The following is a 12,787-nucleotide window of genomic DNA, read 5'->3' as shown; positions in this document are numbered from 1 at the left end:
AGTAGACAGGAAGCATGCGTATCCACGTCAAACGCACGGGCGGATTCGGCGGCTTCGAGCGGAACGCCGCGATCGACACGGCCGGCCTCTCCGACGCCGAGGAGTGGCGGAGCCTGGCCGAGCAGGCGCTGGCCGAGGGCAGAGGCGAGCCTCCGGTCGGCGTGCCGGACGGCTTCTGCTACCAGCTGACCGTCGACGACCGCACCGTGTACTGCTCCGACCCCCGGCTCACGGACCCCCAGCGGAAGCTGATCTCCAGGGTCCTGAAGGAAGGCGCGTAAGGCGCGCGAGGCCGGTTCCGGGCCCCTCACGGGAGGCGGCCGGGAGACTACCGGAAGGCCGCCGGGATACTGCCGGAAGGCGGGCGGGAAGTCCAACAACCCGCCCGCCTCTACCCGTTGACACCGTACTCGCGGGTACGCATGATCCCGCGCATGGCAGTCAGCGCGAGCACCGGCACGAGCAGCACCGCCCTCCCCCGCTTCCCCGGGGACTTCCTCTGGGGCGTCTCCACCTCGGCCCACCAGATCGAGGGCGCCGCCGAGCTGCGCGGCCGCTCCGTGTGGGACGCCTTCGCGACCATGCCGGGACGCGTCAAGGACGGGTCGACGGCCGACGTGGCCTGCGACCACTACCACCGGTACCGCGAGGACGTCGCCCTGATCCGCGACCTCGGCGTCGGCGCGTACCGCTTCTCCGTGTCCTGGCCGCGGGTGCAGCCCACCGGCGCGGGCCAGGTCAGCGAACGGGGCCTGGACTTCTACGACCGGCTCGTCGACGAGCTGTGCGCCGCGGGCGTACGCCCCGTGCCGACGCTGTTCCACTGGGACACCCCGCTCGTCCTCGAGGAGACGGGCGGCTGGCGGCGCCGGGACACCGCCGAACGGTTCGCGCAGTACGCGGCCGTCGTCGCGGAGCGGATCGGGGACCGCGTGCCCACCTGGATCACCCTCAACGAACCCGCCGAGCACACCCTGCTCGGACACGCACTCGGCGAGCACGCGCCCGGACACCGACTGCTCTTCGACGCGCTGCCCGTCGCCCACCACCAGCTGCTCGGCCACGGCCTCGCCGTGCAGGCGCTGCGCGCCGCGGGCGCCGGCCACATCGGCATCGCCAACTCGCACGGACCGACCTGGGCCGCCTCCGACGAGCCCGCCGACCGCGAGGCCGCCGACTTCTACGACCTGCTCCTCAACCGGCTCTTCGCCGACCCGCTGCTCCTCGGCCGCTACCCCGACGGCATCGCCGAGATCCTCGACACCCCGGGCCTCGACGCCGACCTGAAGCTGATCTCCGCGCCCCTCGACTGGTACGGGATCAACTACTACCAGCCGACCCTGGTGGGCGCCCCCGGCGCGGGACCCGAGGAGTTCTCCGGCGTGCACATCCCGCCCGAACTCCCCTTCGCGCCGAGGGAGATCGAGGGCCGGCCGCGCACCGACTTCGGCTGGCCCGTGGTCCCCGAGGCCTTCACCGAACTCCTCCTGGACTTCCGCGACCGCTACGCCGACCGCCTCCCGCCCCTGATCGTCACCGAGAACGGCTGCTCGTACGAGGGCATCGACGACCAGCGGCGGATCGCCTTCCTCGACGGCCATCTGCGGTCCCTGCACCGGGCGTTGGCGGCGGGCGTCGACGTACGCGGCTACTTCGTCTGGTCGCTGCTCGACAACTTCGAGTGGGCGGAGGGCTACCGGCAGCGCTTCGGCCTCGTGCACGTCGACTACGCCACTCTGGAGCGCACCCCGAAGGCCTCGTACGCGTGGCTGCGCGAGGCGCTGCGGGCGCAGAGGTGACGGACCTCGCCGAACCCGTCGTCCGGGTCCGGCCCGCCTGGACGTCGGCGCTCTGCCTCGCCAACGGGGCGATCTGGGCGGGCTGGTACGGGCCGCTGCAGATCCTGCTCGCGCTGCAGGCCGCCGAGCTCGCCCCGGCCGGCACGTCCAAGGAGACGGTCCTCGCCTGGGTCACCGGCGCCGGGGCGGTCGTCTCGCTCGCCGCGAACCCGCTCTTCGGCGCGGCCTCGGACCGTACGACGGGACGCTTCGGGCGGCGGGCGCCGTGGATCGTGGCCGGTGCGGCGGGCGGGGCGGCCTCTTTGCTGCTGACCGCCGCCGCGGGGTCGGTGCTGTCCCTGGCCCTCGGCTGGTGCCTGGTCCAGCTCACCCTGAACGCCGCGTTCGCCGCGGTCACGGCGGCCGTCCCGGACCGGGTGCCGCGGCTCCAACGCGGCTCCGTGGGCGGCTGGTTGGGCGCCACGCAACTCCTCGGCGTGGTCCTCGGCACGGCCCTCGCGACGGCACTCGGCGGCATCGGCCCCGGCTACGCGGCCTGCGCCCTCTTCACCCTCCTCGGGGTCCTGCCGTACGTCCTGCTGCAGCGCGAGCCGCGCTTCGTGCCGGAGCGGCGGGCGGCGTTCGCGTGGGGGCCGTTCCTGCGCGGCTTCTGGATCAGCCCGCGCCGCCACCCCGATGTGGCCTGGGCGTGGCTGACCCGGTTCCTGATCAACCTCGGCAACACGCTCGTGCTGCTCTATCTCCTGTACTACCTGCGGGACCGGCTGCGGCACCCGGAGCCGGAGGAGGGCGTGCTGCTGCTGACGGCGGTCAACGGGGCGACGATGCTCGCCACGGTCGTGGCCGGCGGCGCCTGGTCGGACCGGATCGGCCGCCGCAAGCCGTTCGTGGTCTGGTCGGGCCTGCTGATGGCCGCCGCCACGGCGCTGCTCGCGGTCTGGCAGACCTGGCCGGGCGCGATCGTCGCGGCGGTACTGCTCGGCCTGGCCTTCGGGGTGTTCACGTCGGTCGACTTCGCCCTGATGACGGACGTGCTGCCGCGCGCCGCCGACCGCGGCAAGGACCTCGGCGTCATCAACGTCGCCAACTCCCTGCCCCAGGTCGCCGCCCCGGCCCTCGCCGCGACCCTGGTCGCCCTCGGCGGCTACCGGGTGCTGTACCTGGCCGCCGCGGCCATCGGGCTGGCGGGGGCGGTGCTGGTGGGGCGGATACGGGGTGTTGACTGAGGCCGGCTCGGGGGCATATCCAGCCCGTCCGGCGTTTGAGGACGAGCCCGGAGGGCGATCGAGCGCGCCCCGGCGCCGGGTGCCGGTGCCGGGTGCGGTGCCGGTGCCGGTGCCGGTGCCGGGTGCCGGGTCGGCCGACCTGAGCCTAGAACCCCAGCTTCCGCAGCTGCTTCGGGTCGCGCTGCCAGTCCTTCGCGACCTTGACGTGCAGGTCGAGGAAGACCGGCGTGCCGAGGAGCGCCTCGATGTGCTTGCGGGACTTCATCCCGACCTCCTTCAGGCGCTTGCCCTTGGGGCCGATGATGATGCCCTTCTGGCTGGGCCGCTCGATGTAGACGAACGCGTGGATGTCGAGCAGCGGCTTGTCCGCCGGACGGTCCTCGCGCGGCAGCATCTCCTCGACGACCACGGCGATGGAGTGCGGCAGCTCGTCCCGTACGCCCTCCAGCGCGGCCTCGCGGATCAGCTCGGCGACCATGACCTGCTCCGGCTCGTCCGTGAGGTCGCCCTCCGGGTAGAGCGGCGGGCTCTTCGGCAGCAGCGGCGTGATCAGCTCGGCGAGCAGGTCCACCTGCTGGTCGCCGACGGCGGAGACCGGCACGATCTCCTGCCACTCGAAGCCGAGCTCCTTGCCGAGCTGGTCGATCGCGATGAGCTGCTCGGCGAGCTGCTTGGAGTCGACCAGGTCGGTCTTGGTGACGATGGCGATCTTCGGCGTCTTCTTGATGGACGCGAGTTCCTTGGCGATGAACCGGTCGCCCGGGCCCAGCTTCTCGTTGGCCGGCAGGCAGAAGCCGATCACGTCGACCTCGGCCCAGGTCGTGCGTACGACGTCGTTGAGCCGCTCGCCGAGGAGCGTGCGCGGCTTGTGCAGGCCCGGGGTGTCGACCAGGACCAGCTGGGCGTTCGGGCGGTGCACGATGCCGCGGACCGTGTGCCGGGTGGTCTGCGGGCGGTTGGAGGTGATGGCGACCTTCGTACCGACGAGGGCGTTGGTCAGGGTCGACTTGCCCGCGTTCGGCCGTCCGACGAAGCAGGCGAAGCCTGCGCGGTGGTCGGTGGCCTGGGGCTCGGACTCGGCCGGGGAAGGTGCGCTCATGGCGACCATTGTCCCCGATGCCGCGGCGGGCGCCGACCGGGCCCGGCGGCTGCGCCGCGACCCGGCCGGCCGGCCTGCTCGTGCCCGGCGTCGGTCAGTCGAAGACGAACGGCCCGGGGGCCAGGGACTGGGTGGAGTTGCAGGTCACGGTGATGCCCGAGACGACCAGCTTGAGGGAGCCCGGGTGGTCGAGGGAGTCACCGGAGGCGACGGTGCCGGTGAGCGGGCCGGAGTTCACGCCTCCGCCGGCCTCCATCGCCGGGTTGCTCTTGCCGGTGAAGGTGGCGGTCGAGCCGTCGGCCTTCGTCATGGTGAGGGTCGACTGGACGGTGTTCGCCTCGACGGCCACCGGCGTGGTGATCTCCGACGAGGTGACGGTGATGGTGCCGGTGGTGCCGCTCTGGGTCGCGGTGAGGGTGACCCCGCCGCTGCCGTAGATGCCGCAGTTGGCCTGGGTCGTGGCCTCGCCCGGGGCGACCGCGGCGGCGCCGGGCGCCAGGACGACCCCGGCGAGGGCGAGGGAGCCCGTGGCGAGTGCGGCGCCGAGGGCGACCCTTCTGGTGCTGACCGTGTTGCTGCGCTTCATCGGTTCACCTTCCCGTTCGTGGGGAGAGCTCGGAGTCTCGTGGAGGCTCGTGGGGGTGAGCTGGTCAGGTGCGGTGCGCGCGCATAGGCCATTGAGACGTGGGTGGCGTGTGATGGCAAGGCCAAGTCCCGTGATTCTTAAGCGACTTGGGAAGACTGTTCAGCTTTGGCGAAAACGCGGCGGAGGGCGGCCGGAAACCGGCCGCCCTCCGAGTCGGTGGGTGTTCAGCCCGCGCTGACGGTGGCGACGACCTCGCCGTCGAGCCCCGCGAGCAGGACCGGGGTTCCGGCGCCGCCCAGGTCGCGCACGGCCGCGCGGTCCTCGTCGGAGACCGCCTGTGCCTCGCTGACGACGGCGGCGGCTTCGAGCGACTTGGCGCCGCTGGCGACGGCCATCGCCACGGCGGTGCGGAGGGCGCTGAGCTTCAGCGAGTCCAGGTCGACGCTGCCGGCGACGTAGGTACGCCCCGTCTCGTCCCGTACGGCCGCCCCTTCCGGGACGCCGTTGCGGGCCCGCGCGGAGCGGGCGAGAGTCACGATCTTGCGGTCCTCGGGGTCAAGGGCGTTTTCGCTCATGCCCCGAGCATACGAACCCCGACGTTTTTCCCCCTCCCCGCCCCGTCCCGAAGGCCTCCGGCGGTGTTCGACCGGCTGCGGCTCTCGTCGTGGCTGATCGCGCAGTTCCCCGCGCCCCTATCGGGGCACGTCCCCACCTGTCCGCTGTGGGTGGGTGGGGGTCGGGGTGGGGTCCCACCGGCGGGACAGCCGAAGGCGGGGGGCAGGGGCGGAGCCCCTGATAAGGGGCGCGGGGAACTGCGCGAGCAACCACGACGGCGGGAAAGCCGAACGACGACCCCCGATAAGCCCCTCCGGCGATTGAGGAGCGGGGGGGGCCGGGGGCGGAGCCCCGGAACTGGGAGGGGCAGAGCCCCTAGTCCCGGTCCAGGCGGAGGCGTTGGGCCCGCGGGAGACCCGCGACGACCAGGTCGTACGAGTCCTCCACCAGCTCCCGTACCTGCCGGGCCGGCAACTCGCCGACGGTCACCGTGTTCCAGTGACGCTTGTTCAGGTGGTAGCCGGGCACGATCACCCCGGGATGCTCCTCACGCTGCCGCAGCGCGATCTCCGGTTCCGCCTTGAGGGCGACCTTCAGCGGGCTCTCCTCCAGCGCGCTGATCGCGAAGATCTTGCCGAGCACCTTGAACGTGGACAGCCCGGGCGCGCTCGGGAACGGGAACTCCTCCACCGCCGCGTTGAACGACAGGCAGAACTCCCGGAGTTGAGCGGGGTTCACTCCTGCTCCCCCACCGGCTCCACGGGCTCCGGCGGAGCCACCGGCTCCACGAGGACCGTCGCGATGCGGTTGCGCCGCCCCGCGGCCGCCTCCGCGGTGAGCCGCAGCCGACGCCCGTCGGGCAGCTCCACGACCGTCGAGGCCCCGGCGATCGGCACTCGGCCGAGCGCCTTCGCGAGCAGCCCGCCGACCGTCTCCACGTCCTCGTCGTCGAACTCCTCCAGGCCGTACAGCTCGCCGAGGTCGCCGATGTCGAGCCGGGCCGTGACCCGGTACGTGTCCTCGCCGAGGTCCTCGACGGGCGGGAGCTCCCGGTCGTACTCGTCGGTGATCTCGCCGACGATCTCCTCCAGGATGTCCTCGATGGTGACGATGCCGGCCGTGCCGCCGTACTCGTCGATGACGACGGCGACGTGGTTGCGCTCCTGCTGCATCTCGCGCAGCAGATCACCGGCGTTCTTCGTGTCCGGCACGAACGACGCGGGCCGCATCGCCGTCGACACCAGCTCCGACTCGGCGTCCCGGCTGATGTGCGTCTTGCGGGCCAGGTCCTTGAGGTAGACCATCCCCACCACGTCGTCCTCGCTCTCCCCGGTGACGGGGATGCGGGAGAAGCCGGAGCGCAGGGCGAGCGTGAGGGCCTGCCGGATCGTCTTGTACCGCTCGATCACGATCAGGTCGGTGCGCGGCACCATCACCTCGCGTACGAGGGTGTCGCCGAGCTCGAAGACGGAGTGCACCATGCGGCGCTCCTCGTCCTCGATGAGGGACTCCTTCTCGGCCAGGTCGACCATCGCGCGCAGCTCCGCCTCGGAGGCGAACGGCCCGCGCCGGAAGCCCTTGCCGGGCGTGAGGGCGTTGCCGAGGAGGATGAGGAGCGGCGGGATCGGGCCCATGATGCGGGCGAGCGGCAGCAGCACGTACGCCGCGGCCGTCGCCGTGTTCAGCGGGTGCTGGCGGCCGATCGTGCGCGGCGAGACGCCCACCGCCACGTACGACACGAGGACCATCACGCCGATCGCGACGGCCAGCGCCTCCCACGTCTTCGGGAACTCCTGCAGGCACGCGTACGTGACGAGGGCGGCGGCGGCCATCTCGCAGCCGACGCGGACCAGCAGCGCCAGGTTCAGATACCGCGTCGGGTCCGCCGCGACCTGGGCGAGCTTCGCGCTGCCGCGGCGCCCCGAGCGCACCGCCTCCTCCGCGCGGAAGCTGGACACACGAGCGAGGCCCGCCTCCGCACAGGAGGCGAGCCACGCGACGACGACCAGCAGGACCGCGCCGACGACCAGGGAGGCGCTCACGACACGGTGGGCGCCGGGGAGGGACCGGTGAGGCCCTTCTCCGCCCGCCAGCCGTCGACGATCGCGGACTGCAGGCCGAACATCTCGGCCTTCTCGTCCGGCTCCTCGTGGTCGTACCCGAGGAGGTGGAGCACGCCGTGGACGGTGAGGAGCTGCAGTTCCTCGTCCATGGAGTGCCCCGTCTCGGCCTCCTCGCCCTGCTTCTTGGCGACCTCGGGGCAGAGCACGATGTCACCGAGGAGGCCCTGCGGGGGCTCGGCGTCGTCGTCCCGGCCCGGCGGGCGCAGCTCGTCCATCGGGAAGGACATGACGTCCGTCGGCCCCGGCAGGTCCATCCACTGGATGTGCAACTGCTCCATCGCCTCGGTGTCCACGACGATCACCGAGAGCTCGGAGAGCGGGTGGATGCGCATCCGCGCGAGCGCGTAGCGGGCGATGTCGAGGATCGCCTGCTCGTCGACCTCGGTACCGGACTCGTTGTTGACGTCGATCGACATGTGCGCTTTCTCGCTACTTCCCGTGACGGTGACGGGCCGGCTTGTTCGTCCCGTTCTCCGTGCCGTTCTCGCTGTCGTACTTCTCGTACGCGTCGACGATACGGCCCACGAGCTTGTGCCGGACGACGTCGTGCGACGTGAGGCGGGAGAAGTGGACGTCCTCGACGCCGTCCAGGATGTCCTGGACCTGGCGCAGACCGGACTTGGTGCCGCCGGGGAGGTCGACCTGCGTGATGTCACCGGTGATGACGATCTTCGAGTCGAAGCCGAGGCGCGTCAGGAACATCTTCATCTGCTCGGGGCTGGTGTTCTGCGCCTCGTCGAGAATGATGAACGCGTCGTTGAGCGTGCGTCCGCGCATGTACGCGAGCGGGGCGACCTCGATCGTCCCGGCCGCCATGAGCCGCGGGATCGAGTCCGGGTCCAGCATGTCGTGCAGCGCGTCGTAGAGCGGGCGCAGATACGGGTCGATCTTCTCGTAGAGCGTGCCGGGCAGGAAGCCGAGGCGCTCGCCCGCCTCGACCGCGGGGCGGGTCAGGATGATGCGGTTGACCTGCTTCGACTGCAGCGCCTGCACGGCCTTGGCCATCGCGAGGTACGTCTTGCCGGTGCCGGCGGGGCCGATGCCGAACACGATCGTGTGCTTGTCGATCGCGTCGACGTACCGCTTCTGGTTGAGGGTCTTGGGGCGGATCGTGCGGCCGCGGGACGAGAGGATGTTCTGCGTGAGCACCTCGGCCGGGGTCTCCTCCGGGCCCTCGCCGTTCTCGCCCGCCCTGAGCATGGCGATCGAGCGTTCCACTGCGTCCTCCGTCATCGGCTGTCCGGTGCGGAGCACCAGCATCATCTCGTCGAACAGGCGCTGGATCAGGGCGACTTCGGCGCTGTCGCCCACGGCGCTGATCTCGTTGCCCCGGACATGGATGTCGGCCGCCGGGAAGGCCTTCTCGATCACACGCAGGAGGGCGTCTCCCGAGCCCAGAACGGTCACCATCGGGTGCTTCGCCGGTACGGAGAAGTGGGCTCGTGCCTGCCCCTGCGCAGGGGTCTGAGCTGTCGGTGTGTGAGTCATGGGCCGGCTCTGTGGCCTGCTCGTCCTCCTCGATGCGGGGCTGACGCCGCGCGACTGCTTCTGGTGGTACCAGGGTACGTCGGTGCACCGACAACACCGAGAAGTTTTTCGACCGCCCGCTCCCTGGGGAAGGGCCGCGAACGCCCGCTAGCGCGCCCCGAACCCGATCGTCGGGACCGCCCGCCGCAGCGGCCACGGCCGGACCACCTCGGGCAGCATCGCGTCGAGGAACGCGTACCGCCGCAGGGCCGCCGGATCCTGGTCGTCGTACGACTGCACGTGCCGCCACCAGGCGGAGACCTCGACCCAGCCGGGCGCCGACAGGGAGCCGCCGAACTCCTGGACCGACAGGGCCGCCGTGAGGCCGGCGAAGGCGAGCCGGTCGGCGAGCGGCCAGCCGGCCAGGGTGCCGGTGACGAAACCGGCCACGAACACGTCGCCCGCGCCGGTCGGGTCGAGCGCCTCCACCTCGATCGCGGGCACCTCGGCGGTCTCGCCGGTGCGCCCGTCCACCGCGTACGCGCCCTCCGCGCCGAGCGTGACGACGGCGAGCGGAACGTGGTCGGTGAGGGCGTGGGCGGCGGCGCGCGGGCAGCTGGTGCCGGTGTAGCGCATGGCCTCCTCGGCGTTCGGCAGGAACGCCTCGCAGTGCCGCAGGTCGGGCAGGGCGGCGAGGTCCCAGCGGCCGGAGTCGTCCCAGCCGACGTCCGCGAAGACCCGGGTGCCGCGCGCCGCAGCGGCCGCGACCCAGTCCTCGCCGGCGCCGGGCGTGAGGGAGGCGACGGCGGCACGCGCGCGTGGTGGCGTTTCCGGCGCGGGCTCCTCCGGGGGCGGGGCCTCGTGGCCGTGCGAGATCATCGTCCGCTCGCCCTCGTACGCGAGGGAGACGGTGACCGGGGAGTGCCAGCCGCGCACGGTGCGCGACGGGCCGAGGTCGATGCCCTCGCCCTTCTCCAGGGCGTCCCAGCAGTACTCGCCGTAGTGGTCGTCGCCGAAGGCCGCGGCGAGCGAGGTGTGCAGGCCGAGGCGGGACAGGGCGGTGGCCATGTTGGCGACGCCGCCGGGGCTGGAGCCCATGCCCCGGGCCCAGGACTCGGTGCCGCGCACGGGGGCAGAGTCGAGGCCGGTGAAGATGATGTCGAGGAAGACGGTGCCGGTGAGGAACACGTCGCACGCCGGGTCGTCCGGGGCGCGCACGTCCGCGAGCGGGTCCAGGCAGGTCGTGTGGTCGAAGCGGGCCTGTGGGGGGCAGCCGCCGATCGCCCTCTGTTCGTCGAAACTCACCGTGCGCTCCCCGTACATGGTGCGTGCAGGCCAGATCCATGGTGCGTGCAGGTCAGGTCAGTGTGCCTCATGGCCGGTGGGCGCCGACGGAACGCGGACGGAACGCGGACGGGCTCACCGGGACTCCGTGAGGTCGCCCGGGTGCATGGGGTAGCTTCCGCGGCATGAGGCTGACGATTCTCGGCGGTGGCGGTTTCCGGGTGCCGCTCGTGTACGGCGCCCTGGCGGGCAGCGAGATCACGGAACTCACCCTGTACGACACGGATCCGGTGCGGCTCGGCGTGATCCGCTCGGTCCTCGCGGGCCTGCCGCCCGGCCCTCGGGTCCGGGTCGCGGACGGCCTCGACGACGCGCTGCGCGGCGCGGACTTCGTGTTCTCCGCGATCCGCGTCGGCGGCACCGCGGGCCGCGTACGGGACGAGCGGGTGCCGCTCGCGGAGGGCGTGCTCGGGCAGGAGACGGTCGGCGCGGGCGGTGTCCTGTACGGGCTGCGCACGGTGCCCGTCGCCCTGCACATCGCGGAGCGGGTGGCGGCGGTGGCGCCGGACGCGTGGGTCATCAACTTCACGAACCCGGCGGGCACGGTGACGGAGGCGATGGCGTCGGTGCTCGGCGACCGGGTCATCGGCATCTGCGACTCCCCGGTCGGCCTGGTGCGCCGCGCGGCGCGGGCGGCCGGCGCGGACCCGGACACGGTCGGTTACGACTACGTGGGCCTCAACCACCTCGGCTGGCTGCGGTCGTTGACGACGCCGGACGGCCGCGACCTGCTGCCCGGCCTGCTCGCGGACTCCGCCGCGCTCGGCTCGTTCGAGGAGGGCAAGCTGTTCGGCACGGAGTGGCTGCGCGCGCTCGGCTCGCTGCCCAACGAGTACCTGCACTACTACTACTTCCGCCGCGAGACCCTCGCCGCGGTGCGCTCCGCCGGGGAGACGCGCGGGGAGTTCCTCGACCACCAGCAGGGCGAGTTCTTCGCCCGCGCGGCCGAACACCCGGACCGCGCCCAGGAGTTGTGGGAGGCGACACGGCTGGAGCGCGAGGAGACGTACATGGCGGACAGCCGCGCCGCGACGGGCGGCTGGCAGCGGGACTCCTGCGACCTGGACGGCGGAGGGTACGACCGGGTCGCCCTCGCCCTGATGCGTGCGATCGCCTCCGGCGGTTTTGGGGGTACGCGGCTGATCCTGAACGTCCGCAACGCCGGTACGGTGCCTGCGCTGCCGGACGACGCGATCGTCGAGACCGTCTGCGAGGTGGACTCGCGCGGCGCCCGCCCCCTGCGGGGCGCTCCGTTGGGGGAGGCCGAGCTGGGGCTGATGCTTCAGCTGAAGGCGGTGGAGCGGGCGACGATCGAGGCGGCGGTGTTCAAGGACCGCGAGGCCGCACTCAGGGCCCTGGCCCTGCACCCCCTGGTGGACTCACCTGCGGTGGCGGCCCGGATCCTGGACGCGGCGTCGGCCGAGGCTTGATTTTCCCCTCCCCGCCCCTTCCCGAACTGGGGCTCCGCCCCAGACCCCGTGCCCCTTCAGGGGCGCGGGGAACTGCGCGAGCGGCCACGACGGCGCGGCAGCCGAACGAACAGCGCCGCAGGCTTTCGGGAAGGGGCGGGGTGGGGGAAGAATCAGTCGAACTCGTACGCCGCGACTTCCGCCAAGTACCGCTCCCGCTGGGCCTCGTCGTCCTCCAGGAAGGAGGCGAGGAAGGAGTTCCTCGCGAGCTCCCGCAGCCGGTCGTGGTCGAGGCCGAGCGCCTCGTGGACGGCGTGGAACGTGTCCCCCACGTACCCCCCGAAGTACGACGGGTCGTCGGAGTTGACCGTGCACAGCAGGCCCGCGGCCATCATCTGCGGGAGCGGGTGGTCCTCCAGGACGTCGACCGCCCGCAGCCGCACATTGGACAGCGGGCACAGGGTCAGCGGGATCCGGTCCCGCACCAGCCGCTCGACGAGCGCCGCGTCCTCCATGCACCGCAGCCCGTGGTCGATCCGCTCGACGCCGAGGACGTCCAGGGCCTCCGTGATGTACGCCGCCGGCCCTTCCTCGCCCGCGTGCGCGACCCGGCGCAGGCCGAGCGCGGCAGCCGCCTCGTACACCTCGCGGAACTTCGCGGGCGGGTGGCCGACCTCCGCCGAGTCGAGGCCGACGCCGGTGATCCGGTGCAGATACGGCTTGGCCGACTCCAGCGTGGCGAGGGCCGACTCGGCGGACTCGTCGCGCAGGAAGCACATGATGAGGCGGGTGGAGATGCCGTACCGCTCCTCGCTGCGGTCCAACGCGCGGCCGAGGCCCTCGATCACCGTGCCGATGGCGACGCCGCGCGCGGTGTGCGCCTGCGGGTCGAAGAAGATCTCCGCGTGCCGTACGCCCTGTTCGGCGGCGCGCGCCAGGTAGGCGTCGGCGAGCTGCTCGAAGTCGGCCTCGGTGTGCAGCACCGCCATCAGGCCGTAGTACAGGTCGAGGAACGACTGCAGGTCCTCGAAGAGGTATGCGCGGCGCAGCTCCTCGGTGTCGGCGTAGGGCAGTTCGACGTTGTTGCGGGCGGCGAGCTCGAAGGCCAGCTCGGGTTCGAGGGTGCCTTCGATGTGCAGGTGGAGTTCGGCCTTGGGAAGGGGCATGTCCGTACTTTCG

General features: G+C 72.2%; 13 protein-coding genes. 4 read left to right on the top strand and 9 right to left on the bottom strand.

From position 1 onward, the window contains the following. Window positions 1-14: 14 nt before the first annotated feature. The 3 genes from ACIDOF_RS15975 to ACIDOF_RS15965 all read left to right on the top strand — a co-directional run bounded on the left by ACIDOF_RS15975 (window position 15) and on the right by ACIDOF_RS15965 (window position 3,025). Window positions 15-281, top strand: a complete 267-nt coding sequence (locus ACIDOF_RS15975) for a protealysin inhibitor emfourin (RefSeq protein WP_409006525.1) — start codon at window positions 15-17, stop codon at window positions 279-281. A gap of 141 nt (window positions 282-422) precedes the next feature. After that, the gene (locus ACIDOF_RS15970) at window positions 423-1,799 is read left to right on the top strand and encodes a GH1 family beta-glucosidase (RefSeq protein ID WP_409006524.1); all 1,377 of its coding nucleotides are present in this window, start codon (window positions 423-425) and stop codon (window positions 1,797-1,799) included. Continuing rightward, the gene (locus tag ACIDOF_RS15965; protein WP_409006523.1) at window positions 1,766-3,025 is read left to right on the top strand and encodes an MFS transporter; all 1,260 of its coding nucleotides are present in this window, start codon (window positions 1,766-1,768) and stop codon (window positions 3,023-3,025) included. The genes ACIDOF_RS15970 and ACIDOF_RS15965 overlap by 34 nt, the downstream gene beginning before the upstream one ends. Window positions 3,026-3,170: 145 nt before the next feature. On the opposite strand, the gene era is transcribed toward ACIDOF_RS15965, so the two are convergent. The 8 genes from era to ACIDOF_RS15925 form a co-directional block, all read right to left on the bottom strand. Then, the gene (era, locus tag ACIDOF_RS15960; protein ID WP_409006522.1) at window positions 3,171-4,133 is read right to left on the bottom strand and encodes a GTPase Era; all 963 of its coding nucleotides are present in this window, start codon (window positions 4,131-4,133) and stop codon (window positions 3,171-3,173) included. An 85-nt stretch (window positions 4,134-4,218) separates the two neighbouring features. Then, entirely contained in the window at window positions 4,219-4,710 is a 492-nt protein-coding gene (locus ACIDOF_RS15955; RefSeq protein ID WP_409006521.1) for a hypothetical protein, read from the bottom strand. Between the two features lie 224 nt (window positions 4,711-4,934). Continuing rightward, window positions 4,935-5,285, bottom strand: coding sequence for a cytidine deaminase (locus tag ACIDOF_RS15950; protein WP_409006520.1), 351 nt, complete (start codon window positions 5,283-5,285; stop codon window positions 4,935-4,937). Between the two features lie 355 nt (window positions 5,286-5,640). Continuing rightward, window positions 5,641-6,003 carry an MmcQ/YjbR family DNA-binding protein gene (locus tag ACIDOF_RS15945; protein WP_409006519.1) on the bottom strand — a complete coding sequence of 121 codons (363 nt, stop codon included), beginning with the start codon at window positions 6,001-6,003 and terminating at the stop codon, window positions 5,641-5,643. Continuing rightward, on the bottom strand, window positions 6,000-7,307 hold the full coding sequence (locus ACIDOF_RS15940) for a hemolysin family protein (RefSeq protein ID WP_409006518.1): 1,308 nt from the start codon (window positions 7,305-7,307) through the stop codon (window positions 6,000-6,002). The genes ACIDOF_RS15945 and ACIDOF_RS15940 overlap by 4 nt, the downstream gene beginning before the upstream one ends. Beyond that, window positions 7,304-7,804 carry an rRNA maturation RNase YbeY gene (ybeY, locus tag ACIDOF_RS15935; protein ID WP_409006517.1) on the bottom strand — a complete coding sequence of 167 codons (501 nt, stop codon included), beginning with the start codon at window positions 7,802-7,804 and terminating at the stop codon, window positions 7,304-7,306. The genes ACIDOF_RS15940 and ybeY overlap by 4 nt, the downstream gene beginning before the upstream one ends. A gap of 13 nt (window positions 7,805-7,817) precedes the next feature. Further along, on the bottom strand, window positions 7,818-8,876 hold the full coding sequence (locus ACIDOF_RS15930) for a PhoH family protein (protein ID WP_409006516.1): 1,059 nt from the start codon (window positions 8,874-8,876) through the stop codon (window positions 7,818-7,820). A gap of 147 nt (window positions 8,877-9,023) precedes the next feature. Further along, window positions 9,024-10,160, bottom strand: a complete 1,137-nt coding sequence (locus tag ACIDOF_RS15925; RefSeq protein ID WP_409006515.1) for a carbohydrate kinase family protein — start codon at window positions 10,158-10,160, stop codon at window positions 9,024-9,026. Between the two features lie 164 nt (window positions 10,161-10,324). Between ACIDOF_RS15925 and ACIDOF_RS15920 the strand changes: the two genes are divergently transcribed. Continuing rightward, window positions 10,325-11,629 carry a 6-phospho-beta-glucosidase gene (locus ACIDOF_RS15920; protein WP_409006514.1) on the top strand — a complete coding sequence of 435 codons (1,305 nt, stop codon included), beginning with the start codon at window positions 10,325-10,327 and terminating at the stop codon, window positions 11,627-11,629. 152 nt (window positions 11,630-11,781) lie between these two features. Here the strand turns inward: ACIDOF_RS15920 and ACIDOF_RS15915 are convergent, their stop codons facing one another. Further along, window positions 11,782-12,774, bottom strand: a complete 993-nt coding sequence (locus ACIDOF_RS15915; protein WP_409006513.1) for an adenosine deaminase — start codon at window positions 12,772-12,774, stop codon at window positions 11,782-11,784. Window positions 12,775-12,787 lie beyond the last annotated feature (13 nt).

Origin of the sequence: Streptomyces sp. Da 82-17 (genome assembly GCF_046098215.1) — a bacterium.
Taxonomy (GTDB): Bacteria; Actinomycetota; Actinomycetes; order Streptomycetales; family Streptomycetaceae; genus Streptomyces.
The sequence above is the reverse complement of the archived record's forward strand: the minus strand, read 5'-3'. Positions and strand labels throughout refer to the sequence as shown.

Bases quoted from the DNA above. Each gene is read 5' to 3' on its own strand.
- ACIDOF_RS15975 (WP_409006525.1), top strand. From the start codon at position 15: ATGCGTATCCACGTCAAACGCACGGGCGGATTCGGCGGCTTCGAGCGG.
- ACIDOF_RS15930 (WP_409006516.1), bottom strand. From the start codon at position 8,876: ATGACTCACACACCGACAGCTCAGACCCCTGCGCAGGGGCAGGCACGA.
- era (WP_409006522.1), bottom strand. From the start codon at position 4,133: ATGGTCGCCATGAGCGCACCTTCCCCGGCCGAGTCCGAGCCCCAGGCC.
- ACIDOF_RS15970 (WP_409006524.1), top strand. From the start codon at position 423: ATGATCCCGCGCATGGCAGTCAGCGCGAGCACCGGCACGAGCAGCACC.
- ACIDOF_RS15915 (WP_409006513.1), bottom strand. From the start codon at position 12,774: ATGCCCCTTCCCAAGGCCGAACTCCACCTGCACATCGAAGGCACCCTC.
- ACIDOF_RS15950 (WP_409006520.1), bottom strand. From the start codon at position 5,285: ATGAGCGAAAACGCCCTTGACCCCGAGGACCGCAAGATCGTGACTCTC.
- ACIDOF_RS15955 (WP_409006521.1), bottom strand. From the start codon at position 4,710: ATGAAGCGCAGCAACACGGTCAGCACCAGAAGGGTCGCCCTCGGCGCC.
- ACIDOF_RS15920 (WP_409006514.1), top strand. From the start codon at position 10,325: ATGAGGCTGACGATTCTCGGCGGTGGCGGTTTCCGGGTGCCGCTCGTG.
- ybeY (WP_409006517.1), bottom strand. From the start codon at position 7,804: ATGTCGATCGACGTCAACAACGAGTCCGGTACCGAGGTCGACGAGCAG.